This window comes from Aestuariibaculum suncheonense (assembly GCF_014596935.1).
In the GTDB taxonomy this organism is placed as follows: Bacteria; Bacteroidota; Bacteroidia; order Flavobacteriales; family Flavobacteriaceae; genus Aestuariibaculum; species Aestuariibaculum suncheonense.
The window spans coordinates 14,774-39,580 of the sequence record NZ_JACVXC010000007.1; the positions used below are offsets into that span (position 1 = coordinate 14,774).

Sequence of the window (24,807 nt, forward strand, 5' to 3'; positions counted from 1 at the left end):
TCTTAATTTTAAACAACTAATAATGAATAGATTAATGAGGTTTATCAAAACTAAAAGAAAAACGCATTAACACAACACAAATTCGACAATCTGCCTGTTATTTAGTCTTATTGCAGTACTTGGTATGATTTCTTTTGTGAATTCGGTTATATTTGTCTCATGCTATTTTCAGAAATTTTAGGTCAGGATTACATAAAATCCCATTTAACACAAAGTGTTGATAATGGTCGAATTCCACACGCACAACTGTTTGTCGGTCCGGAAGGTTCGGGTACGTTACCCATGGCTATTGCTTACGCACAATATATTCTTTGTCATAACAGCAATAGCGAAAACACTTCTGGCAACGCATCTTGTAACCTAAAATTCAATAATCTGTCGCATCCCGATTTGCATTTTGCCTTTCCGGTAACCACCAGTGAAAAGGCTAAAAGTCATCCGGTGTCCAGTCATTATCTTGAAGAATGGCGCCAGCTTTTAAAAGAACAGCCTTACGGCAATCTGTTTGACTGGTACAAACTTTTAGGTGTTGATAACAAACAAGGACAAATTGGCGTTGATGAAGCTCAGGATATTGTAAAAGCCCTGTCCTTAAAATCGTATGAAGGCGGATATAAAGTGATGATTATCTGGATGGCTGAAAAGATGAATATCGCGGCCGCCAATAAGCTTTTAAAACTGATTGAAGAACCTCCGAGCAAAACGATATTTATTCTAATTGCCGAAGACGAAGAGCAAATTATTAACACCATTCGTTCCCGTTGCCAGGTCTTGCATTTTCCGCCATTAGCTGAAGATGTGATCAAGGAAACCCTTAAAAAGAAATATGATTTAAACGATGCTGCCGCGACTAAAATTGCACATCAATCTAACGGCAACTACAATAAAGCCTGTGATTTGGTTTATCAGGATTCTGAAGATATTCAGTTTGAAACCTGGTTTATTTTCTGGGTACGCAGTGCCTTTAAAGCCAAAGGTAATAAAGCCGCCATTCACGATTTAATTTCTTGGAGCGAAGACATTTCTAAAACCGGTAGAGAAACACAAAAACAATTTCTTCAATTTTGTATCGACTTTTTCAGACAAGCCCTATTACTGAATTACAACGCCAACGATTTGGTGTATTTGGAGCCCAAAACCGAGAAGTTTAAACTGGAGAATTTCGCGCCTTTCATACACGGTAACAATATTATGGAAATTAGCGAGGAGTTACAGGACGCCATTTACCATATTGAACGTAATGGAAATGCTAAAATCATTTTAACAGATTTATCTATCAAACTTACCCGTTTGCTTCACAAAAAACAGGACTAATTAAAAATCGATTCTGAATAATAAATTTGGTGTTATTCCCAAGGCGTTTTTATTGATTTCTCGAAGTACAAAACTATCGTCTTCTGCACTTTGGCGTATTTCATATTTTCGGCTGAGCACATTTCTTTGATTGTAAACATTTAGAACCGAAGCACCTAATTTACCTTTCCAACGTCCGTTTTCAGAAAAATTAAATGTATACGTCGCAGAAATATCCAGTTTATGATACTTTGGTAATCTTGCCCCATTGGTGTCTTCAAAATCAATAACAGGGCCATCAGGAGTATCTAGTAACCCATTAGCCTTAGTGTAAGGAATACCGGTTCGTATATTCCAGCCTAAAGACACCTCAAAATGCTTCCATTCGTAAGTGTGCGACCAATTAAGATGATGCGTAATATCGGCGTTACCAGAAAACGAACGACCTTCATTAATAGTGTTAAACGTAAAATCATTATCCATCAGCGAATAACTTAACCAGGTTCTGTAATTATGAATTTTCTTTTTTACCAAGACATCCAATCCTAAAACCTTACTTTTTCCTTTAGAAAAAAAGTTATCAATGTTGTCAAACCCTAAAGTAAACGAAGTTAAACCATCAATATTTTTATAATAGCCTTCAACATCTAACTGCCAGCCCGATTTATCAAAAACAAAGCCTGAAGTGATCTGAAAACTCTTTAAAACCGGAATATCTTCTCCATCTGACAATACCCATATTTGATTTTCCAGGCCAAATTCCTGTGTGTTAAACTCTATTACCTGACTAACAGATTGATGCAAATTCTCAACTGAACTTTTGAATTTTAAATGTGGTAATAGCCGTGTTTCCAATTGAAATCTCGGTTCGAAGAACAATCGATCAACCACCGAAAAATAATTGGCTCGCAGCCCAAAATTAAACAGCCATTTATCTAATACGTGATATTTATAATCACCATAAACCGCATGATTATTATTGGTTTTTATATTCGATTCATTGTAGTTGTCTTCCGGACTTTCGCTATCTTCAAAACGCAACGCATATTTTACATGATTAGACGAAAACTGAAACCCAAATCCTACGGAAGACATAGCATTCAACTCATAATTGCCGTCGAAAGCAAAACCCAAATCCTCTACTCCATTTTGCTTATTCAATAGGTCATTAAATTCATCTGTTATCGAATTGGTTCCTGTGTATTCAAAATCGTAATTTGAATAATACGCACTAAATTCATGTGAAAAACGCGCATTGTATTTGTGGTTCCATTTAAAACTAGTTCCTTGATTTTTAATATCTAATTGATCTTGAGAAGCCTCGTCGTAAGCCTCTATTAAAAAGCCATAATCGAGCTTATTTTTAGTGAATAAATTACTCACCAAAAACGTATTATAGGCATTGGGTTTTACAATGAACTTTACCGTAAAATCGTTAAAATAAAATAAGTCTTTGGTCGTAGTGACTTCATCATCTTCAAATACTTTATTCCCTTCGGATATTTTAGTCTCCTGAAATACGCGCTTCGATAAATTTCTGAAAGTTTCCGTGTTAAAAATATCAGCAAAAGAGCGTCGCCCGGAAATCATAACAGCCGCCTTTTTACTTAAAGGGATTTTTAAATTCGCATCGGTATGCGTCATATTAAACCCTGAACTTCCAGTAATGTTTTCCGGAATATCATCATCAGAAGTGATATCAATCACACCTGAAATACGGTTTCCATAACGCGCTTTCGTTCCGTTTTTATACAATTTGATATCCTGAGTGATATAAGGGTTTAATGCTGAAATTGTTCCAAAGAAATGCCCGGAATTATACATTTTAATGCCATCCCAAAGCACCAGATTCTGATCAGGTGTTCCTCCTCGGATAAACAAACCCGATGCCGTTTCTGTATGACTTTGAACACCGGGTAACAACTGAATACTTTGCAATACATCTGGTTCGGTTAAGCCGGGTAAAATACCTAATTTTTCTGGAGATAAGATAATGGATGTATCGTCGCTATTTTCACTAATTCCGGTAGTTATGTATTCTTTTACTACCACCTGATCTAAATGTTGCGTATCGGTTAAGCTTCTGTTTTTTATTTTTTGAACCGTGTAATACCGTTCCGTTTCCTTGGTAAATGTAATATCGATAAGCGCTTCAATATCGAATAAAAGCGCTTCTAAAGTGACTTCTTCAGCATTTAAGTTAATCACTTGCTCACCGATTAACTTCGCATTATAGGAGAATTTTACATTGAATTTAGACTCTAAATCCATAAAAACCTGAGCTATTGGAACATTTGAATAGCTAACCGATGCTTTTTGTTGAGAAAGCACAGAAAATGAAATCAACAAGAAGAAAAACGTTAATTTATATTTCATTTACACGGTTAAGTTCATTCAAAATAACAGCTTAAATTTAAAATAATATTATGAATTTAATATCAGTTACTTGATTTCAGAACTATAACACGCTTATCGGCATCAAAAGTATAAGTGAAGTCCATAGGGATTAAAATCGTTCGCAAAGCCAGATTTAAATCTTTATGAGTGAATCCTCCTGTATAACGTTTGTTTAAATCTACTTGTGCATCGTCAACCGTTATTTGATACTGATTTTCCAGAGCAATCAGGACCTGTTTTAATGGGGTATCGTAAAACGTACTTTCACCAATCACCCAACTGGGTTCATTCACATTAAAATTATAGGTTTCAAAAGCGTTATTTAGTACACGAATTGCTTTACCCCGCACTAGAACCGTTTGTTGTTTTGACGGCAGACTCGTCACTTGTACACTACCTTCTATACACAAGACCTCGAAATACCCTTCACGAGCTATGACATTGAATTCTGTACCTAATACTTCTACATAACCCTGCGACGTCAATACTTTAAAGGTTTGTCCTTTTTCAACATCAAAAAAGGCTTCTCCTTTAAGATTTAGAATACGGTGATCTTTCCAGTTAAAAGTTTTAAAATATAATTCTGAATTAGCGTTTAACTGTACCTTAGACGCATCTGGAAGTAGGAGGGTCAACTGCTGCGAAAATCCAGTCGTAAATTGAGTTTCTCTTAAGCTGAAATAAAACAGGCCAAAAGCTAAAATAAGGATCGCTGCCGCGGCATAAGCCCATTTGGGAACCAATCGCTTTACTTTTGTCTTAACAATAGATTGTACGGTATTCTTTTTAAGTTTTGAATAAACTTCTGCTTTATTAAACTCTAGAATTTTTAAGGTTTGTGAGGCATCATTAATTTTAACATATAAGGCATAATCTTCAGAATTTCTGAAGTTATCAAGCTCTTCACTGGTTAATTCACCAGCAATCCAGCGTGCTAAAAACGATTCATCTCTGTTAAACGCCTCCATACAGAATAATTATTATACTTGTAAAACAGTTCATTAAGGCTTTACCCTACTTTTTATTTTAAATTTCAACTATTTGTTGTCGTAATGCTTCTAAGGCCTGACTCATACGCTTTTCTACAGCCTTTACAGAGATACCTACAATCTCTGAGATCTCACTGTATTTTTTCTTATCGATTCTACTTAGCAAAAATACTTCGCGTTGTTTTTCCGGTAAATTAGCAATGGCTCGTTTTAATTTTTCCATGAACTGTTGCTCTTCCATAACAAATTCAGGGGTTTCCATATTATTTTGTTTCACCTGTTGAGACTGATGCTCCAAAACAATTTTTTGATGCGCTACGTCGTTTAAAAAACCATTTCTGGCTACGGTATAGAGATAAGATTTTGCTTTTGAAAAGAGTACTTTAGAACAGTTCTTCCAAAGTTTAATATAGGCTTCCTGAACAATATCTTCGGCTTGTTGTTGATCGCCACATTTATAATAAATGAAGTTATACAACGTCTCCGAATACATATTAAAGAGATATTCATACGTTTTCTGCTCGCAAACAGATTGCTGTTCTTTATCCATAATTTGATAAAAAGCTTAGGGGCCTGGTTATCAAATTTAAAAAAATTAAAATAAAAAGTAGGGTAAATTCACTTACAACTGTTTTAGTATAAACGAGAGATTTTTAATGACCTAGAACATTCTAGTGAGTTGATCCTTTTTTTGTTCCCAAAATCTTAACCTCCAAGACTGGTTTAATAGCAAAAACTTATGCTGGAGTATTTTAAGTGAAGAAGAGTAAAAGCGAATTTGTCACAAGGTTTTCTGCTATTAGACCATGTTTCAAATTCGCCGACTTTTCGCTTTTATTTCTATTGTTTATTGTTTTACTGAAACGTATAACTGGTTTTTACCACTTGTGTAGCTCTAAAATAACCATACGGATAATTATCTTCATTAGTAATATTCACACAGTTTCCTTTTAACTGAACCCCATTTGAAGAAAACGGATTGCCTCCTGAATAATACTGCTCGATTAAAATACGCATATAATTATAATAACGTTCTGAAATGCCATAAAGATTAATATCTACCGTATCTCCTGGCTGAAATTCGGCTTGATCATTATCATCATCTTCTTCCTTCTCAAAAAAATCATGAATTTCATTTCCGTTTGAAAATTCATCTGAATAATCTTCGAAATAAGGAAATAAATCCCCCTGCTCGTAATAGCGGATTAAATAGAAATTATCCTCATCGGCTGGATCATCAAAATAAATATTAACTTCTAACAAATCTGGATCTATACCTCCATCAACCGACTGATTAACCGTATTAATATCTGGAACTGGCATTAAGTTTTCAATAGCTGTGTAGGTTTCGTTATTGTATACCACTTCTAGTTGATACTGATTATTCGCAACAGGCACAAAGCTTGTGGTTGTATACGTTCCATCGTTTTGATTGGTAAAACTGAAGACTTCATTCGTATCCAAATTCGTTACTCTTACAGACGCATTGGTAACTGCTGTATTATTTGTAATTTCAAAATACGGTGTTGATGTACTTAATTTAATGGTTTGACTATTTCCGGAAGTCCCTTTTTCCCAGTCTAAAGACGCCTCAATAACTAATCGAATTTCACCTGTTGGTACTTCAACATCAATCACATCTTCACAAGCTAATAAACTTAAACTTGCCAGAATTAGTACCGCTATGTTTTTTATATATCGTTGCATTGTGTTTAAAATTTAAAATTATAGCTTACAGAAGGAATCATTCCGAAAATTGAAATTCGAGTGGCTTCATTTAAGCCCGTTTGATCGTTCTGATTAAACGATACAGAAGCGGCATTCCTTCGGTTATATACGTTATAAATACCAAAAACCCACTCACCTTTCCAGCGGTTATCTGGCTTTCTGTTGGGTTTGTATGTTGCCGATACATCTAACCTGTGGTAACTTGGTAAGCGATCTTCGTTTCTATTGGTATAAGTCGCTACCGATAGTCCTTCGTAAGTATACTGTCCGTTTGGATAGGTTACTGGTCGTCCCGTTTGAAAAACTAAATTCGAACTGAAATTCCATTTTTCATTCAATTTATAGCTTCCTGTTACAGAAATATCATGAGTTCTGTCGTAAGGGGTGTTGTACCAATTACCATTGTTTATTCCTGGTCCGCCAGCTTTTCCTCCTAAGGTACGCTGCTCAGATTTCGACAAGGTATAAGCAAACCATCCTGTAAAATTCCCTTTGTTCTTTCTAAGTAACAGCTCTAATCCGTAAGCACGTGCTTCTCCGTTTAAAATTTCGGTTTCTATGTTATTATTTCCAATTAAATCAGAGCCGTCAATGTAATCAATTCGGTTATCGATGGCCTTGTAATAAGCTTCCAATTCTAAAGCATAGGTGTTATTCTTAAACTTTCTAAAATACCCCATCGCATACTGATTAGATATTTGCGGTTTTATGTATTGTCCGCTAGGTGTCCAGACATCTAAAGGTGTTACCGAAGACGTGTTCGATAATAAGTGCAAATACTGTGATGATTTGGTATAACTCGCTTTTAATGCCGTATTATTATCCAGTTGATAAGACAACCCTAAGCGCGGCTCGAAATTGCTGAAATTCTTAATACGCTCCCCCTTTTTATAATAGGTATCACCAGAAGCTTCACCACGTTCGTAAATATCCAATTCAGGGTTATAAACGACTGGCTGGTCGTTTACATAATTCGTCATACTCTGACCTCCCAATCTGGAAAACGAGCTGAAACGTAAACCGTATTGCGCCGATAAATTCTTTGTGATTTCGTGTTCGGCACTCACGTACAAACCACCTTCAAAAGCGCGTTTATCATCTAATTTTAAATAATTAATGGATGAGCTTTCAGAACTTGGCTTCACCTCGCCTGGATTCAGATTATAAGTAATCCCGCTAACTCCAAAATCCAAGTTAATCTTATCATTTAAGTAATATTTTAGATCGTACTTTAGATTGTAATTTTTAATATCGGCTACCCAATCCAATTCAATAAAATCAAGAATGATTTGATAATCGTATTTACTGTAAATCAGCGATAAATTTGAAAACAACTTATCGTTAAAAATGTGATTCCATCTTACATTTCCTGTAGCATTACCGTAGTTATTTTCAATAACCGTGGATAGATTAAAGACATCACGGCCAAAATAGCCCGACAGATAAATACGGTTATTATCGTTAATCTGATAATTTGTCTTTAAGTTTAAATCGTAAAAGGAAATTTTATCGTCTTTTAAGTCTTCTATGGCTTTCATAAGCAAATGCGCATATGATGATCTTCCGGCAATTAAAAAAGAGCCTTTATCTCCAAACACAGGCCCTTCTGCGGCAAGTCTACTTGAAATTAATCCTATACCGCCATTTAGGCTAAAATTCTTGCTGTTTCCGTCCTTTTGACGCACATCTAACACCGAAGACACTCTACCTCCAAAATTAGCCGGGATATCGCCTTTATAAAGCTTAATGTCTTTTATAGCATCGGCATTAAATACGGAAAAGAAACCAAAAAAGTGAGATGTGTTGTAAATAATAGCTTCATCGAGAAGCACTAAGTTTTGATCCACAGCACCACCACGCACATTAAACCCGGAAGAGCCTTCTCCATTATTCGTGACACCTGGTAAGGTTTGAATAGATTTTAAAACATCTACTTCACCCATAACCACAGGAATCTGCTTAATCGTACCCGCATTTAGTTTAGAAACGCTCATTTGAGGCTTTTTAATGGCAATTTGCTCGGATTCTTCGGCAACAATAACCACTTCATTTAATGAGGTAGCCGATTCTTCCAACTCAAAATCTAAGGTTATATCGGCTGTTAAATTAATAGTTTTAGTAATCGTATTATACCCCAAATAAGATACCAAAAGCGTGTAATCTCCTTTGGGAACTGTTAGCGAATAAAAACCGTATTCATTGGTAATGGCTCCGTTAGACGTGCCTTGCAAAAAGACTGTTGCACCAATAATCGTTTCTCCATTGGCCTTATCTTTTAAAATACCCCGGATGGTAAATTTATCCTGCGCCAAAATGACACAGCTAAACAACATACATAAGCTAAACACAATGTGCTTCATGAAAATTAATTTACTTTAAGGTTAAACGTTTTTATTAAGTACGATTTTAAAATAGTTTCAAATAACAATTTGGGTTAATCTTTTAAAGTCAACGAACATGAACTAAAATTGTTTCAATAAAATTAAACATTTATTTATACACGAAAATTCTTACAATATATTTATTATCATAAAAAAAAGCTCAGATAGTATCAACCTGAGCTTAAAATTATATAAAACTAGACTTAAAATTACTTTTTATAAGCTTCATTTAACGCCTCAGTTATTGTTTTAGTTAAATCATCTTCTTCTACACCATACATTACAGTTGCTGCTGCTTCACTGGTTCCTAGAATATAAGTATAACCATTAGTTTTACCATAATCCTTAACAAAAGACTTTACATGGTTTATTACAGAATCGATCTCATTTTGAAACTCCTGTTGCATCATTTGTTGCTCCATTTGCATTTGCTGTTGTAATTGCTGTTGCTTTTTTTGCAACCCTGCCATTAATTCCTGCGCTTTTACCTGAGATGCCTTTTGAGCTTCTGCCTGCTTCTCCTGCACTTCCATTTGGAATGCCTGCCCTATACTATCTGCTTTTCTTCTGAAGGCAGCTTCTTTATCTTGATATTTGGTTTCAACATCTTTTTTCTCTTGGTAATCATTAATCACCACACCATTATCTACAAATCCAATTTTTGCCTGCTTTTGGCAAGATGTTAAAGCAACTGCTACAGCAGCCACATAAAATATTTTTTTCATGTTTTGTTCGTTAATTTAATAAAGCCAAATGTACTAAAGTAAACTTTACATTGATAATAATTGGGTTTTATTTAAATGATAAATAATTATTATATATAAAACATTCATCGATAAGAAACGTTTATTAAAAACAAATCATTTTAAAGCGATTTAAGACACTTTTAAAATTCAGACTGGTATTTTCTCATTCAAACAAGTTTAGAAAGAAAATAAAGTCTTAATTGTCGTTTTTAGTGTTCCTGAGGACGTAAATTAGGGAGGAAGCCTCTTTTGATGTGATTGCTTTTACATTTGATTGCAATCCAACCCAAAATGCTCTAACGAAATTCATTTTTCCTGTTTTATACTTTTCAGAAAGTAAGCTTACATAAAACGCATCAAAGAGCATGGGTTTTATTTTTATCACCTCTATCGATACTGTAGAAAATAATTTTGAAATAGAAGTTGCATTAAAATGCCAAAGGTGTCTTGGCACATCATAAGCTGCCCAAAACGATTTATAATACTCCGCATCGTAACTTTTGAAATTAGGAACAGCAATGACCAAAGTACCATTTGGTTTTAAAAGTTTTTTTAAAGCAGTGATCTGTTGTTCTAAATTTGGTAAATGTTCTAACACATGCCAGAGGGTAATAACATCAAAACTTTCGTTTTCAAATTCAGAAAGTTGATCCACATCAAAAACCGAATTATTTGTTTTTTGATTAGCAACTCCCCTAGCCTCTTCATTGGGTTCGACTCCAAAAATGGTCCAACCGTTTCTTTGTGCCGTTTGTAAAAAGTCTCCTGTTCCGCAACCAATATCTAAAATGGTTTTTGATTCCGATGGAAATGAATTTATTAATTGTAATTTTCTATTCAACGCATACGAACGAACCAGATGATACACTTTTTCAAAAGCATTTCGTTTAGCATCGGTATGCGAAATATAATCTTCACTTTTATAATAGTCTGGTAATTTTTCTAAACTGGGTTGTGGTGTGGTTTCTAAAAATCCGAATTCAGGATTCTCTATTAAACTAAATTCTTCTCCGGAAACGGAATGGTCTTTTATTTTTAAATACACTTTCTGTTTATTTTCTTCTGCCACGAATTACACTAATATTTTAAAAATGGTTTGCAAAATAATTCAATTTTCGAATAATAAAGACCTCACCAAATAAAAAATTTAAACTAACGTATTATACAATTCTACATTTAATAATTCAGCTAATTGTTTTCCTAAACTTAAAACCTCTTCCTTATTATTTGTAACAAAAATAACTTCGTTTTCATTAGAATTGAAAAATTTTATCGTATAAGATTTCCATCTATCCTCACCAAAAGCCAAAACCTCAAAGCCTGAATCTTCTTTAAAAGATTGATGAAATAAAGAAATATAATCTGGATGAATAAATGATTTTCTGAATTTAAAAATAATGATTCCGAAAACAGTTATTAAAACTTTATGTTGTAAACTTCTATTAAACTCAAATGAATAACCACTGAACAAAATCAGGACAGGTATTAACATTAAAGGCAAATAATACAAATTAACAACAGCCAAAGACGTTATTAAAAAAAAGAAAAAGTTTAGCTTTATTTTTAAATGGCACATCTTGTTTTAAAACCAACCGATACTTTATCAAATAATTAATTTTTAGAATAAAAAATTAAACGTTCCACGTGGAACGTTTAAAAATTATCTTCCCATATAAACCAATAAAACGGAAATATCGTTTGGTGAAACCCCACTTATTCTTGAAGCCTGAGAAACCGTTCTTGGTTGAATTTTTTTCAATTTTTCACGTGCCTCAAAACTCATCGAGTTGATTTGAGAATAATCAAAATTTTCAGGAATCTTGACATATTCCAATCGGCTTAATTTATCAGCATTGTTTTTTTCTTTAGCAATATACCCAGAATACTTAACCTGAATTTCGGCCTGCTCGATTACTTCTGCGTCTAAATTATTTTCCTGAATATAGCTTTCAACACTCTCAATTTTTCGCATGTCAGACATCTCAATATTAGGACGTGCAAAGATTTTAAATATCTTTCCTGACTGATTTACTGGCGCTGAACTTTTACTCTCCAAAATAGGATTGATATCCTCTGGCTTTACGCTCGTCTCTTCAAAAAACGTCACGAATTTTTCAGCTGCTTCATGTTTTTCTTCCATGCGTCGTAAACGTTTTTCAGAAGCTAAACCTAATTCATAACCCTTAGGTGTTAAACGTAAATCAGCATTATCTTGTCTTAACAACGTACGATACTCAGCACGCGACGTAAACATACGATATGGCTCCTCTGTACCTTTTGTAATTAAATCATCAATTAAAACACCTATATATGCCTCATCGCGTTTCAACATAAACGGCTCTTTTTCCTGAACTTTTAAACTCGCATTAATGCCGGCCATCAAACCTTGAGAAGCTGCCTCTTCATAACCCGTTGTTCCGTTAATCTGACCCGCAAAATACAAACCATTAATTAACTTAGTTTCTAAGGTATGTTTTAACTGTGTTGGCGGAAAATAATCGTACTCGATAGCGTAACCAGGCCTAAAGAATTTTACGTTCTCGAAACCTGCAACAGATCGCAATGCTTTAAACTGAACATCCTCTGGAAGCGAAGTTGAAAATCCGTTTACATATACTTCGCATGTATGCCATCCTTCCGGTTCAATAAATAGTTGATGACGATCTTTATCTGCAAAACGATTAATTTTATCTTCGATTGACGGACAATAACGAGGCCCCAAACTTTTAATTCGACCATTAAACATTGGCGAACGATCGAACCCTTCACGTAGTAAATCATGAACCAATTCACTCGTGTAAGTCATATGACAGGAACGCTGTTTTACTAGTGGTTTTGTAACATCCAAATACGAGAATTTTTCAGGATTATCATCACCTGGCTGCTCAGTCATTTTAGAATAATCTAACGAACGCCCATCCACTCGAGGTGGTGTTCCTGTTTTCATTCTTCCCGAATCGAAACCCAAATCTACTAATTGTTCAGTAATTCCAGTTGCTGCTTTTTCACCAGCTCTACCTCCACCAAAATTTTTATCTCCTATATGAATTAATCCATTTAAAAAAGTTCCGTTAGTTAACACCACAGACTTACCTTTAATCTCAACCCCAAGAGATGTTCTCACCCCCACAACTTGATCGTCTTCGATAAGTAATCCGGAAACCATTTCCTGATAAAAATCTAAATTAGGAGTACCCTCTAAAAGCATACGCCAATCTTCCGCAAAACGCATACGATCACTCTGAACTCTCGGACTCCACATGGCTGGCCCTTTAGACTTATTAAGCATTTTAAATTGAATAGCCGATGTGTCAGAGACAATACCGCTGTACCCTCCAAGCGCATCAATTTCACGCACAATTTGCCCTTTAGCAATACCCCCCATAGCAGGATTACAAGACATCTGTGCAATGTTTTGCAGGTTCATTGTAATAAGTAATGTTTTACTTCCCATGTTGGCAGCAGCAGCAGCAGCTTCACTACCAGCATGACCAGCACCAACAACTATAACATCATATACATCACTAAACATAACTTTCCTTTTTAAGATTGTTCCACGTGGAACACTAACAATTTTTAAATTTGAGTTTGCAAATATACACTGATTTCGTGAATATTAAGCAAGTTGATTAATGTAGAAATCTTCCTTCTCTCGCATCAAAGCCGCCTCTGTTTCCGATTTGTCTTTATAACCACAATAATGCAACACACCATGCACGATAACGCGCTGCAATTCTTTATAGAAATCTACCTTAAAATCTTTGGCATTATCCTCTACGCGCTCTACAGAAATAAAAATATCACCCTGTATTAATTTTCCAACCGTATAGTCAAAACTAATAATATCTGTTAAGGTATCATGGTCCAGAAATTCTAAATTTAACTTATGAAGATATTCATCATCACAAAACACATAATTAATCTCCTCTAATTTGTATCCTTCATTGGAAATAACACCCGTAATCCAGGTTGCTAATTCATCTTCATTTTCGATATTAAAATCGGTTTCGTAATTGAAATTAATCATGGTTTTGTCTAAAATAAACTTGTACTTTCTTTTTATAATCCGGCTGCAAAGGTAGTGTTTGTTTATTCAATATTTCAGTTGTATTAAAATATTGCTTTACGTCTGGCAGTTTATTGTTTATTGTATTTTGAAAACTTTTATTATTCGTTTCAGATTCACGCTTATTATCCTCCCCTTGTTGAAAGGTAGCGTTCTCCATTTTCAATAACTGATGTTTTAAATTCATCATTTTTTGAAGTGTTTGATTCGTAAATCCTTTATTCAACAAATCCATTTCAATCTGTTCCATATTCCTAACTAACCGATCTGAATTCGCATTCCTGCCTTCCTTAGCTAAACGATCTTCTAAGGCATTTCGCAACTCCTGCTGACGTTGATAAATCTCATATAACATCCCATTAAGTTCCTCATTATTGCCTTCTCCATCCTGATTCATTTCCCCTGATTCACCAGACTTGCCATCCTTTCCTTTCTCTCCTTCCTTTTCTCCTTGATTATCTTTTTGGTCACCTTCTCCTTCTTCGTCCTTTGGCTGTCCTTCCTCACTCTTTTTCATACCCTCCTGCATCATTTCGTTAAGTTGCTCCTGACTCATAATAATATCTGGTAATTGCATCTCTCCCTGTCCACTTGAACTCTGTGACATATTCAATTGCTCTTCCATATTATCAAGAACTGAACTTAAAAAATTAGCCAGATTATTAGCGGCAGTGACCGTGAACTGTTGATTGGAAATACCTTGATAAATCTGTCCTTCTGCAAAATAACTTAAAGCTTTATCTACGTTATAATATACTTCAGTAATTTCCTTATTAACCTGTTCAGATAATTTTGGCTGACGCAACGACAAGGCAAACAAACTATCATCCACATGTTCAAAATGCTCTCTTAAATTATTTTGCATTTTAAGATAACTAGCATACTTACTGTGCCCCTCTTCTATGCCTTTAAACTGATTCATCAAAGCTTCTTCATCGAATGAAAATAACACCAGATTATCCAATATTTGACGGAGCATGTCTACGTCCTCCTGCATTTGTTCACCACCTCCGGCTTGCATAGAAGACTGCATTTGCTCGCTTAACTTCTTCATCTTATCCGATGCTTTTTTCTGACTTTCCTTAGCCTGTTTCATAGCTTTATTGTCTTGCTGTTGCTTTGGCTCCTCTTCTGAATTATTCTCCTGATTCTCCTCTAAAGCATCCGATGCATTTTGCTGTTCTTTTTTAATGTCGTTTTCTTCAAGCTTGTCCTGAGGAATATCGATAGGCTTTCTCAAACCTTTACTTTCCTTACTCAAATCATCTAATTCCTTCGTAAACTCATCAAACTGCTTGTTAAGTTCCTCTTGCTTTTCTTTAGTATTATTTTCTAAATTCTCTTCAGATAATTTATCCTGATCATTAGCCATCTTCATTAAGTCATCTTTCAACTTATCAAGCTTTTGTTGTACATAAAAACGTTTGGTTAATTCCAACAATTGTTCCAAACTGCGCTTCTTGTTTTTGTTTTGCTTAGCCAGTTCCTCAAGTCGATTAGCTAATTGCTCTTTAGTAATCTTATCTTTAAATTTTTCCAATTCCTCAAGCAACTTTTCGTCCTCTTTTAACTTTTCCTCATTCTCTTGAAGTCGATTTTTTAAATCTTCCTTGAAAGCATCATCCTTTTTATCCTGCGGAAAATTTTCAACATTATCTTTCAATTTCTTATTGAAATTTTTCATCAACTCATCCTGCTGCTTTTGACGCTCCAGAAAAGATTCTAATTTCTTCTTATCATTAAAATTTAAAGTTTCCTTTTCCTTTTGAGTATTCGATAATTCTTCAAGTTGTTTCTCCTGTTCTTCAAAATTCTTAAGAGATTTATTCAAATCTTTAATAGTCTCCTTTTGTTCCTGAAGGTTTTTCTGAGTTTCTTCATCAACAGTACGTTTTCTATAACTGAAAACATTTGATTTAACAGTTTTATATCGGTTAACCTGGTCATTATCAGCAACTTGAAAATACAATTCATACGATACACCATCCTGAATATCAACATTATACGGAAACGATATCATAAAATCATCGAAATTTGAATTGGCTACATTCAAATCAACCTTTTTAATTTTTGAAGCATCATCGGAAGGATAGTAAACCAATTCTAACTTTGTGAACCCGTAATCATCACTCACCTGACCGCGAAAATATAGCGTCTGCAAATCGAGACTATCTACTTTCATTTCTACATTCAATTCAGGGTAAGCATCTTTAATCACATCCATTGAGAATCCTAAGTTTTCGTAATTTCTTAAATACGCATTACTGGTACTTAAGTTATAATTGAAATTATTAAAAACTTGTTTAGAAGCCATAAACGAATTATCCTTTTCCTTTGAAAACAGCGTCGTATCATTGGCATACAAATACACTTCGGAAGTAGACTTAGTCTTTAAATTCCAACTTACTCTTGTGCCTTCAGGAACGATAGCGTTACCGGTACTTTTTAAAATTTCATCTTGCTTATTCGTATAAGCAGGGTAATCTAAAACCATCTGAAAATCTAATAGTGATGGCACTTCAATAAGCTGTAAAGTATAAGGCTTAGAAGTTACCCCATTGGCTTGCAATTCGAATGTGATATCTGACTTTGGTTTTGAAAAGACATACTCAAACTCCCCCACTCCGGTTTGCTGCAAATAATACATTTCATCGTTATAACGTATTTCTGCATTTTCAGGAGTTAATGATCCTGATGTCCGAACCAATAATTTAAAATCTTTATCCTCTAAAGCATTTAAATTATCATTCAAAACAAAAAACTGAAAAGGCGATGGTGGTTCATAAGCAGTTTTATAATGTACTACCCGTTTATAGCTATCGCTAAACCAATTGAAATTTCCAGTCAAAGAAACTGCTAAAAAAATAACCAGTGGAATAGCTGCATACTTTAAGTAATGCAAATTACTTTTGAAATTGACCGCCAACTTAAACGGAATTGGAGACAACTCTAACGACTTCTGTTCAATACTCGCTAAAAGCAATTCACTTTTATCACCATTTTGATGTAACTGAAGTACATTTAACAGCTTATCTTTAACCTCGGGAAAATGGGTGCCAATAATTTTTGAAGCCTGTTCGTAATCAATTCCTTTTTGAAGCTTAAATAATTTAGTGAGTGGCCAAACAATAAATTTAGTGAGTAAACCTATCTCAACGGTAATAAAAAGCCAAAACAAAATAGTACGTGCCCTGGTGCTTAGCCACAACATATACTCCACAAGCAAGGTTCCTAAAAAGTAAAGCAACCCAATGGCAAAAAACAGAATGATACCTTTAAGCAATTCGTTAAAATAGTAACGTTTTATAAACCCTTCTAGCTTTTCTTGTATGTTATTAAAATTTGTCACAGATATTGGCTTTATAACCTATAAAGCTACAATTTTATTTTTTAGAGTGTCTATATAAATGTGTTAATTGTATCTTTGCAGCAAATTTTTCAAACATGACTAAAGATGTTCGTGTGCGTTTCGCACCAAGCCCAACCGGACCACTACACATAGGTGGGGTTCGTACTGCATTATTTAACTATTTATTTGCCAAAAAACACAACGGTACATTTATTCTTAGAATTGAAGATACCGATCAAAACCGTTATGTTGAAGGCGCTGAAAAATACATTATCAATGCATTAAACTGGTGTGGTATTCCTTACGATGAAGGTATTGATAAAAACGAAAAATTCGGACCTTACAGACAAAGCGAGCGTAAACATTTATACAAACAATATGCTGAAGAATTAATTGCTAAAGGTCACGCTTATTACGCTTTTGATACTTCCGAAGCTTTAGATGCGCATAGAAAAGATCATGAAGAAAAAGGAAAAACTTTTATCTATAACTGGCATAATCGCCTAAAACTAAACAACTCCTTATCGCTTAGTACTGAAGAGGTTCAAGCAAAATTAGATGCCGGCGAAGATTACGTGATTCGTTTTAAAAGTCCACAGGATGAAACGCTTCATTTAAAAGATATTATTCGCGGTGAAATTAAAATAGATACAAACACTTTAGATGATAAAGTGCTGTTTAAAAGTGACGGTATGCCAACTTACCACTTGGCTAATATTGTAGACGACCATTTAATGGAAATCTCTCATGTTATTCGTGGTGAAGAATGGTTACCAAGTTTAGCTTTACACTATCAGCTATACGACGCTTTTGGATGGGAAGCTCCAGAATTCGCACACTTACCTCTAATTCTTAAACCAACCGGAAAAGGAAAATTAAGTAAGCGTGATGGTGATAAATTAGGCTTCCCTGTATTTCCATTAGAATGGAACGACCCGAATACTAATGAAGTATCTCGTGGTTATAAAGAAGACGGGTATTTTGCTGAATCAGTTGTTAACTTCTTAGCCTTCTTAGGATGGAATCCTGGAACCGAACAGGAAATTTTTAGCTTAGAAGAATTAATTGCTGCTTTTGATCTAGAACGTGTGAATAAATCTGGTGCACGTTTCGACCCTGATAAAATTAAATGGTTTAATCACCATTACATGCAGGAACAATTCAATGAGGATTTGGCTGAAGCTTTCAAAGCACAACATGCAGAATTAGTAGATATCGATAATGAATATATTGCTTTAGTAATCGGGTTAGTAAAAGAACGAGCCGCCTTTGTAAGCGACTTCTGGGAACTAAGTCATTACTTCTTTACTGCTCCAACCACATACGATGAAAAGGCCTCTAAAAAAGCATTTAAAGATGGTACAAAAGAAATTTTAACTCAAGTAGCATCAATTATCGAAGCTAATAAAGATTTTACCGCAGAAACGCTTCAAAATGAAATTAAAGGCTGGATTACATCTAACGAAATTGGTTTCGGACAAGTGATGATGCCCTTACGTTTAGCCTTAGTTGGAGCCTTACAAGGCCCAGATGTGTTTGATATTATTTACATGATTGGAAAAACGGAAACCATCAAACGTATACAAAACGTTATAACAACATTGTAATTAAAATTATTTTTATACAAAAACGCCATCCTCAATTTGAAGATGGCGTTTTCATTTTTATACGAATTTAGAATTAAAAGGATACATTCAATCCTAAAACCAGCATGGTTTGATTCCCTTTAAACGTAGACTTTCCGCCTTCAGTATTTAAAACTTTACCGTTTAAACGCTTCAAAATATTGGTGGCTCCATAAATGTACTGGGCACGTAACTTCACATACTTATATCCAGCCGTTATCCCTACAACTCCATTAAGATTAAAATTAGAAATACTCGCAATTTCTGACGCATTTAACCCATCATAATTACTGATTTTATATTCTCCTTGTGATTTATCCTTCATTTCCAAATCACTGTTATATTGAAACATAGGCCCTAAATCAATGGTTACATCTGGCGTCCCTAATTTAATATGCCCTAATAAAGCAATTTGAGCGGCAAACATTTTATAATTAACAAAGGATTCCATTTCTAAAGATGGTTCAGATGCTCTATATGGTCGGGCCAAAATTCCCAATTTACTTTCAGAAAGCTGCATCCCAAAACTTACATTATACCAACGGTGTGGAATATCTACCGTTGCCCACATACCACCGAGAAAACCCCATTCTTTGCTCGTGGTAAAATTGTCGGTTGCAATATCAAACTGCGTCATCCCGCCAAAGATGGAAAACCCGTTTGTAATGTGATAATTTCGATGTTGAGAAAAACTTGTTGTAACAAAACATAGCATAAATGCTACTAATAGTAAAGATTGCTTATAATTCATTGGTTAGTAGTTTGTAACCAAATATAACATATAATTTTAGTATCTTAATTTATTCTAACTCTTTAAATAACACATTATGTCATTCTCATTGCCCATTTTTCTGTTTTTAGGAATCGTCGTTCTGATATTTTCCTTTTTCACTGTAAAACAACAAACAGCCGCTATTGTTGAGCGCTTTGGTAGGTTTCAAATCATTCGTCACTCTGGTTTACAACTAAAAATTCCATTGGTAGACAAAATCGCGGGAAGACTCAGTTTAAAGATTCAACAACTCGATGTTATTATTGAAACCAAAACTTTAGATGATGTATTTGTGCGTTTAAAAGTATCTGTACAGTACAAAGTGATAAAAGATAAAGTTTATGATGCGTTTTATAAATTAGATTATCCTCATGACCAGATTACCAGTTATGTTTTCGACGTGGTTCGTGCCGAAGTCCCTAAAATGAAACTGGACGATGTATTCGTAAAGAAAGATGATATTGCCCTAGCGGTAAAAGCTGAATTAAATGACGCCATGCTGGATTACGGTTTTGATATTATTAAAACCTTAGTAACCGATATTGATCCGGATCCTCAGGTTAAAGCCGCCATGAACCGTATCAATGCAGCCGACCGCGAAAAAACAGCTGCGCAATATGAAGGGGATGCACAACGTATTTTAATCGTTGAAAAAGCAAAAGCTGAAGCCGAAAGCAAGCGTTTACAAGGACAAGGTATTGCCGATCAACGTCGTGAAATTGCACGTGGCCTTGAAGAGTCTGTCGATGTATTAAATCGAGTGGGTATTAATAGTCAGGAAGCCTCTGCTTTAATTGTCGTAACTCAGCATTATGACACCCTTCAAGCCATTGGAAGCGAAACGAACAGTAACCTGATTCTACTTCCTAATTCACCGCAGGCTGGAAGCAATATGCTAAATGATATGGTGGCAAGTTTTACGGCGAGTAATCAAATTGGTGAGGCCATGAAAGAAAATAAAAAGAAAAATTCTTAATCACCTAAAACCTTCCATAAAAAAAAAGCATTTCAAAATTTGAAATGCTTTTTTTTCCTAATTAACTAAAAATTATGACGCTGTAACTCTCAATTTTCAGCGGCAATACTAACCTGTTATTTTTTAGATGGCTTATAGTTTTTATAACCCGGACCTGTTAAGTTTGCTTTATTATTGTTCGATACAACCTTTGTATACGTTGTCTCTTCTGTATTCTTTCCTGGTTTATAATTTTTATACTCAGGTCCCTTAAGGTCTGTTTTACTATCAGATGTGTAAACTTTAACCGTCTCAGTTCTGTTTTGCCCTGGTTTATAATTTTTATATGCTGGTCCTTTTAAATCGCCTTTATCTTGTGAAAAGGCAGTGAAAGAAACAAATGCGAATGCCAATAAAAAATATAAATTCTTCATGATGTAAATTTTAATGTTCTCTGCAAAGTTACAGGCAAACATTAAGGTTTACAGATATGAGAAATCACGTAATTTATATCCGTATAAATACGGATAAAGAAGCTTTTAAATTAAATTTAACTGCGTTGCTTTTTTAATTAATTCAGCGGTATTTTTCACTTCAAGCTTCTTTAAAACATTCGCACGATGGGTTTCAATAGTACGGCTGCTTACAAATAATTGCGCCGCTATTTCCTTTGTGGTAAGGCCTTCGGCTATGTGACCTAAAACTTCCTTTTCCTTTTTAGATAGTAAATTTTCACTCACATTTTGATCGGACATAAAATTGATCATTTTTTCAGTAATACTCGGACTAAAATATTTCTTTCCCTGATATACAATTCGTATCACTTTAATAAGTTCTTCCTGATCTGTATTCTTTAATAAATAGCCATATGCACCACTTTTAGCACATTTGGCAATATAATTACCTTCGGTATGCATTGAGATGATTATAGGCTTTATTTTGGTGCCTGAATCTTTCATTTCATTCAAGACTTCAAACCCGTCCATATGCGGCATGGTAATATCTAACAAAACAATATCAATATTAGGATGCTCTTGAATAGCATTCATAAATTCTTGTCCGTCGGAAACACTTTTTACCACCGTAACATCTTCATATTTCTTTAGTAATTCTATTAAACCATTTCGAAAAAGTTCGTGGTCATCTGCTATTATCAGTTTAATTGGATTCATGATTTATGGGTAATTCAATTTCAAAAGTTGTACGGCCTTGTTTGGAATCAATCGCTATCTCGCCCTGACAAATTTCAACACGTTCTTTAATATTTATGATACCGGAACCTAATTTTACGGAATTAATATCGAAACCAATGCCGTCATCAAAATAGAAAAACGAAATGAAATTTTCGAATTCAGACAAGGTGATTCGAATCTGTTTTGCCTGAGCGTGCTTCAAGGTATTATTGATGAGCTCCTGTCCGATTCTGAAAATATTGATGGCTTGATTTTTTGTAATTTTACTGTTATCCGGATTCGTTAAATCTTCAAATTCTATATCGATATCAGACGATTGTTTGATGCTTTCCACAAAATTAGACAGTGCTGCTCCTACCCCAAAATCGTCAATAGTCGATGGCATTAAATCATTTGACATGGAACGGATTTCTGAAATCGTGGCATCTAAAAGCGTTATCATTTCCATACGTTTCTTTTTACTTTCAATACGATTTTCAATATAAAATTTTAATGAGGTTAACAGTGGCCCGATACCATCGTGCAACTCTCTGGACAAACGACGACGCTCATTTTCTAATCCATCAACCAACAGACGTTTGGTATTAACGCGATTTTTATTTTCGTTATTCCTGAACTCAATCAACTTGTCACGCATTTTTAATAAACTTTTCCCAAGTAAATCGTTATCACCCTTAGGAACATATTGCGAATTTAAATTAAGCTCACCCATTTCATTTGAAAATTTAACAGCTCCCTGCAACGATTTCTTGAGATTATCTAAAGCATCAAACATCTCGTTAATTTCATTTGAATTTTTACTAAATGTATTGGTTTGATTATAATCGCCTGCAGCCATAATTTTAAGACTTTGCTGCATATTTATAATAGGTTTGGTAATAATCTTCGTTAGAAATAATGATAAGATAATGGCAATTAACATGGTAACTATAATTAATCCCAAAAGCCGAACTTTTAGCTTATTTAAAGGTGCATTAACTTCGCTGGTATCAATTTCTGAAAGGATAGCCAGATTGAGATTAGAAATGGTAATCGAACTAAAAAGACTGTATACATCTACACCACGGTAATCTTTAATAACGGCTCTGCCCTCATTTCCTGCTAGTGCATTAATAACACCCTGAGTTTCTACGCGTATTGTGGTTGGTAATTGATCTGGAAAAAACCGGGATGGCGATCGCATATAATAATCTTCACCAACCAAATAGGACTCTCCTGTATTTCCCATACCCGTGCGCTCCAGTAAAATGGATTTAATTTTATCGTAGTCTACAATGTTAAAAACCGTTTTTCCTGCCTTATTTAAAATTAAACCAATAGATGTTTTTCCCGATTTACTATACACTGTTAAATCGTAAATACCTGATTTAAATTCTCTATCTTCTGGTAAAACAACATCTCCTCTATCTACGGAAATCAGACTGTCATTAGTAGCAAATTCATTATTAAACATTAACCATTCATCATGGATTAATTTCTCTATCTGAACTTTTTTTAATGTTTTTATGGAATTTAACTGCAATAATATTCTATCATCTAAAACCTTTGAAAACTGATAATAAAACGTGACCGATAAGACTAAAACCACTAAAAAAATTAAGCTATTCATAATAACTAATATCAGGGTTTTAATACTCATAGTTGTGATTTATAAAATTTAGAACTAAAATATAATGGGCGCTTTTGAAGTGCAAAAGTTACTGAAATAAAATGAAGAAAACAGCCATAAACAGCCAAACGCACTTAGACAGGTTTTTAAATACGTTCTGATATCTACAAACTCGAAAAAACAAATTAGCCCGATTATGAAGCAGCAATAATACCTTTTTCAAGCTTATAATGATGTAAAATACTTTTTAAAGTATCCAAATAATTCTGCATAGAATCCATATCCATTTTTGCCCCTGTATTTTCAGTAAGTGTAACCGGACTTTCATCTAAATGCTGATACAATTCAGGATAATCGGTTTCTATATACCGAATAAGATGAGATATTTTTGAAAGTGTTTTAGTAAAAGGTTTCATAATATTACAATTTAAAATCAACAACACCATTAAGTTATTAATTTTAAACTACTTAACAAAACACTTTAACACTACTTAAAAGGATGCCTAGGTTCCCAGTCTTGCCTAGGATTCATCAAACCGAAAATCTGTTTTAAAACAGCATTTAAAATAGAATTGGTGTGCTTTAAATACATCACCATAGGTTTCGCCTCGGCCCCAACGGAACTTTTAATTTCCATAGCCGTTCGGGCATAAACAATAGTTTTAAACTGATGGTTTATACCAAACTGAGCCATATCGTAAAGCATGTTCAAATACAACTGATTCGGGTACTGGTGCTCCTTATCGTAACCCAAAAAATAGGTTTCCAAAACGTTACCGTTTAAAATCAAGGTATAAAATCCAACCAATTCATTATTTAAGTAATACCCATATACTTTAAAATCATCTTTAAGCTGAAGCTTTAAATGATAAAAATGATGCTCAGAAAGAATGAACGTATTAAACTGGGCATTTTCAGAAACATTTAAATACAAGTGATAAAGTTCCCTTTGATGAGCTTTAATAGCTTCTAGGTTCAATTCCCGACTTGTAATACTATTGAGTTTTTTTCTGGCTCGTTTATAACGGTCTCTATATTTTTTATTCAACTCTGAAATATAATCCTGAAATTGAATCCAATTGGATTGCACTTCCATAATCATATTGGGTTGTACTGTGACTTGATATAGATTATGACTATTAAAAAATTCCTTTTCGTTATGAATTCCATCTTCTGCAAAATAATCTTTAAAAACAATGGAGCGTATGGTTTTATTTTCCAGCTTCTTTATATCCTGTTCAATTGCTTTTAAAGCATCGAAAACTGTAGTTAAAAACAGATTTTGCGACATCTCGGTTTGCCTAAAATAGATACCGTGCTGTCCCGTATGCATTAAATTTCCAACCACAAGAATATTCCCTTTTAAAATTTTAGAGACCTGATCTTTTAAAAAGTCTTTTACACAGGAGACCTGATTATTTCGGAACATATCTTTTACATACAACTGCACCCGCTGAATAATAGCCACACCAACTAACTTTTCCTCTTTAAAAACACCAATATAATACCATTTTATGTTACTTGGTGACGATGCTTCCAAAGCGTTTAAGTAGGCAGACTGAAGAAAAATATCATGTTTGGTTAAAACATCCCAGGCATCTGGTAAGTGAGCAACAGCATTGTAAATTTGATACATATATTCTAAAACAATATAAAAAAGACTGAAGTATATCCCTTCAGTCTCTAAATATCTTGAAAATTACA

At 34.3% G+C, this 24,807-nt stretch carries 20 protein-coding genes; 3 read left to right on the top strand and 17 right to left on the bottom strand.

Annotated features, from left to right (window positions below):
• Positions 1 to 159: 159 nt before the first annotated feature.
• A complete protein-coding gene (locus ICJ84_RS14775) occupies positions 160 to 1,314 on the top strand; it encodes a DNA polymerase III subunit (RefSeq protein ID WP_188217193.1) in 1,155 nt (384 codons plus the stop codon).
• On the opposite strand, the gene ICJ84_RS14780 is transcribed toward ICJ84_RS14775, so the two are convergent.
• The 11 genes from ICJ84_RS14780 to ICJ84_RS14830 all read right to left on the bottom strand — a co-directional run bounded on the left by ICJ84_RS14780 (position 1,315) and on the right by ICJ84_RS14830 (position 16,949).
• Complete coding sequence (locus ICJ84_RS14780; RefSeq protein WP_188217194.1) at positions 1,315 to 3,669, bottom strand: TonB-dependent receptor plug domain-containing protein; 2,355 nt, start codon at positions 3,667 to 3,669, stop codon at positions 1,315 to 1,317. It abuts the gene before it with no gap.
• A gap of 62 nt (positions 3,670 to 3,731) precedes the next feature.
• The gene (locus tag ICJ84_RS14785; protein ID WP_188217195.1) at positions 3,732 to 4,658 is read right to left on the bottom strand and encodes a FecR family protein; all 927 of its coding nucleotides are present in this window, start codon (positions 4,656 to 4,658) and stop codon (positions 3,732 to 3,734) included.
• Positions 4,659 to 4,716: 58 nt separating this feature from the next.
• Positions 4,717 to 5,229, bottom strand: coding sequence for an RNA polymerase sigma factor (locus tag ICJ84_RS14790; RefSeq protein ID WP_188217196.1), 513 nt, complete (start codon positions 5,227 to 5,229; stop codon positions 4,717 to 4,719).
• Between the two features lie 305 nt (positions 5,230 to 5,534).
• Positions 5,535 to 6,386, bottom strand: coding sequence for a DUF4249 domain-containing protein (locus ICJ84_RS14795; RefSeq protein WP_188217197.1), 852 nt, complete (start codon positions 6,384 to 6,386; stop codon positions 5,535 to 5,537).
• A gap of 5 nt (positions 6,387 to 6,391) precedes the next feature.
• Positions 6,392 to 8,767 (bottom strand): TonB-dependent receptor, encoded by a 2,376-nt coding sequence (locus ICJ84_RS14800; protein ID WP_188217198.1) that lies wholly within the window; start codon positions 8,765 to 8,767, stop codon positions 6,392 to 6,394.
• 230 nt (positions 8,768 to 8,997) lie between these two features.
• Positions 8,998 to 9,513, bottom strand: coding sequence for an OmpH family outer membrane protein (locus tag ICJ84_RS14805; RefSeq protein WP_188217199.1), 516 nt, complete (start codon positions 9,511 to 9,513; stop codon positions 8,998 to 9,000).
• 217 nt (positions 9,514 to 9,730) lie between these two features.
• Positions 9,731 to 10,603 (bottom strand): class I SAM-dependent methyltransferase, encoded by an 873-nt coding sequence (locus ICJ84_RS14810; RefSeq protein ID WP_188217200.1) that lies wholly within the window; start codon positions 10,601 to 10,603, stop codon positions 9,731 to 9,733.
• Between the two features lie 78 nt (positions 10,604 to 10,681).
• Positions 10,682 to 11,059 (bottom strand): hypothetical protein, encoded by a 378-nt coding sequence (locus tag ICJ84_RS14815; protein WP_188217201.1) that lies wholly within the window; start codon positions 11,057 to 11,059, stop codon positions 10,682 to 10,684.
• A 135-nt stretch (positions 11,060 to 11,194) separates the two neighbouring features.
• On the bottom strand, positions 11,195 to 13,066 hold the full coding sequence (gene mnmG / locus ICJ84_RS14820; protein WP_188217202.1) for a tRNA uridine-5-carboxymethylaminomethyl(34) synthesis enzyme MnmG: 1,872 nt from the start codon (positions 13,064 to 13,066) through the stop codon (positions 11,195 to 11,197).
• 84 nt (positions 13,067 to 13,150) lie between these two features.
• A complete protein-coding gene (gene ybeY / locus ICJ84_RS14825; RefSeq protein WP_188217203.1) occupies positions 13,151 to 13,561 on the bottom strand; it encodes an rRNA maturation RNase YbeY in 411 nt (136 codons plus the stop codon).
• Complete coding sequence (locus ICJ84_RS14830) at positions 13,554 to 16,949, bottom strand: DUF4175 family protein (RefSeq protein ID WP_188217204.1); 3,396 nt, start codon at positions 16,947 to 16,949, stop codon at positions 13,554 to 13,556. The genes ybeY and ICJ84_RS14830 overlap by 8 nt, the downstream gene beginning before the upstream one ends.
• A gap of 95 nt (positions 16,950 to 17,044) precedes the next feature.
• On the opposite strand from ICJ84_RS14830, the gene gltX reads away from it, so the two are divergent.
• Complete coding sequence (gltX, locus tag ICJ84_RS14835; RefSeq protein ID WP_188217205.1) at positions 17,045 to 18,556, top strand: glutamate--tRNA ligase; 1,512 nt, start codon at positions 17,045 to 17,047, stop codon at positions 18,554 to 18,556.
• 73 nt (positions 18,557 to 18,629) lie between these two features.
• Here the strand turns inward: gltX and ICJ84_RS14840 are convergent, their stop codons facing one another.
• Positions 18,630 to 19,325, bottom strand: coding sequence for a hypothetical protein (locus tag ICJ84_RS14840; RefSeq protein WP_188217206.1), 696 nt, complete (start codon positions 19,323 to 19,325; stop codon positions 18,630 to 18,632).
• Between the two features lie 76 nt (positions 19,326 to 19,401).
• Between ICJ84_RS14840 and ICJ84_RS14845 the strand changes: the two genes are divergently transcribed.
• Entirely contained in the window at positions 19,402 to 20,322 is a 921-nt protein-coding gene (locus ICJ84_RS14845; RefSeq protein ID WP_188217207.1) for an SPFH domain-containing protein, read from the top strand.
• A gap of 116 nt (positions 20,323 to 20,438) precedes the next feature.
• On the opposite strand, the gene ICJ84_RS14850 is transcribed toward ICJ84_RS14845, so the two are convergent.
• The 5 genes from ICJ84_RS14850 to ICJ84_RS14870 all read right to left on the bottom strand — a co-directional run bounded on the left by ICJ84_RS14850 (position 20,439) and on the right by ICJ84_RS14870 (position 24,739).
• Complete coding sequence (locus ICJ84_RS14850; RefSeq protein ID WP_188217208.1) at positions 20,439 to 20,735, bottom strand: hypothetical protein; 297 nt, start codon at positions 20,733 to 20,735, stop codon at positions 20,439 to 20,441.
• 105 nt (positions 20,736 to 20,840) lie between these two features.
• Positions 20,841 to 21,473 (bottom strand): response regulator, encoded by a 633-nt coding sequence (locus ICJ84_RS14855; RefSeq protein ID WP_188217209.1) that lies wholly within the window; start codon positions 21,471 to 21,473, stop codon positions 20,841 to 20,843.
• Entirely contained in the window at positions 21,460 to 23,103 is a 1,644-nt protein-coding gene (locus tag ICJ84_RS14860) for a sensor histidine kinase (protein WP_206688708.1), read from the bottom strand. The genes ICJ84_RS14855 and ICJ84_RS14860 overlap by 14 nt, the downstream gene beginning before the upstream one ends.
• A gap of 194 nt (positions 23,104 to 23,297) precedes the next feature.
• Positions 23,298 to 23,519 (bottom strand): hypothetical protein, encoded by a 222-nt coding sequence (locus tag ICJ84_RS14865; RefSeq protein WP_188217211.1) that lies wholly within the window; start codon positions 23,517 to 23,519, stop codon positions 23,298 to 23,300.
• Between the two features lie 71 nt (positions 23,520 to 23,590).
• Positions 23,591 to 24,739 carry a GNAT family N-acetyltransferase gene (locus tag ICJ84_RS14870; RefSeq protein WP_188217212.1) on the bottom strand — a complete coding sequence of 383 codons (1,149 nt, stop codon included), beginning with the start codon at positions 24,737 to 24,739 and terminating at the stop codon, positions 23,591 to 23,593.
• Positions 24,740 to 24,807 lie beyond the last annotated feature (68 nt).

Excerpts from the sequence above, each read along its gene's own strand:
- ICJ84_RS14860 (WP_206688708.1), bottom strand. The coding sequence starts at position 23,103 with ATGAATAGCTTAATTTTTTTAGTGGTTTTAGTCTTATCGGTCACGTTT.
- ICJ84_RS14845 (WP_188217207.1), top strand. The coding sequence starts at position 19,402 with ATGTCATTCTCATTGCCCATTTTTCTGTTTTTAGGAATCGTCGTTCTG.
- gltX (WP_188217205.1), top strand. The coding sequence starts at position 17,045 with ATGACTAAAGATGTTCGTGTGCGTTTCGCACCAAGCCCAACCGGACCA.
- ICJ84_RS14785 (WP_188217195.1), bottom strand. The coding sequence starts at position 4,658 with ATGGAGGCGTTTAACAGAGATGAATCGTTTTTAGCACGCTGGATTGCT.
- ICJ84_RS14865 (WP_188217211.1), bottom strand. The coding sequence starts at position 23,519 with ATGAAACCTTTTACTAAAACACTTTCAAAAATATCTCATCTTATTCGG.
- mnmG (WP_188217202.1), bottom strand. The coding sequence starts at position 13,066 with ATGTTTAGTGATGTATATGATGTTATAGTTGTTGGTGCTGGTCATGCT.
- ICJ84_RS14800 (WP_188217198.1), bottom strand. The coding sequence starts at position 8,767 with ATGAAGCACATTGTGTTTAGCTTATGTATGTTGTTTAGCTGTGTCATT.
- ICJ84_RS14795 (WP_188217197.1), bottom strand. The coding sequence starts at position 6,386 with ATGCAACGATATATAAAAAACATAGCGGTACTAATTCTGGCAAGTTTA.
- ICJ84_RS14805 (WP_188217199.1), bottom strand. The coding sequence starts at position 9,513 with ATGAAAAAAATATTTTATGTGGCTGCTGTAGCAGTTGCTTTAACATCT.
- ICJ84_RS14840 (WP_188217206.1), bottom strand. The coding sequence starts at position 19,325 with ATGAATTATAAGCAATCTTTACTATTAGTAGCATTTATGCTATGTTTT.
- ICJ84_RS14775 (WP_188217193.1), top strand. The coding sequence starts at position 160 with ATGCTATTTTCAGAAATTTTAGGTCAGGATTACATAAAATCCCATTTA.
- ICJ84_RS14855 (WP_188217209.1), bottom strand. The coding sequence starts at position 21,473 with ATGAATCCAATTAAACTGATAATAGCAGATGACCACGAACTTTTTCGA.
- ICJ84_RS14850 (WP_188217208.1), bottom strand. The coding sequence starts at position 20,735 with ATGAAGAATTTATATTTTTTATTGGCATTCGCATTTGTTTCTTTCACT.
- ybeY (WP_188217203.1), bottom strand. The coding sequence starts at position 13,561 with ATGATTAATTTCAATTACGAAACCGATTTTAATATCGAAAATGAAGAT.
- ICJ84_RS14780 (WP_188217194.1), bottom strand. The coding sequence starts at position 3,669 with ATGAAATATAAATTAACGTTTTTCTTCTTGTTGATTTCATTTTCTGTG.
- ICJ84_RS14790 (WP_188217196.1), bottom strand. The coding sequence starts at position 5,229 with ATGGATAAAGAACAGCAATCTGTTTGCGAGCAGAAAACGTATGAATAT.
- ICJ84_RS14870 (WP_188217212.1), bottom strand. The coding sequence starts at position 24,739 with ATGTATCAAATTTACAATGCTGTTGCTCACTTACCAGATGCCTGGGAT.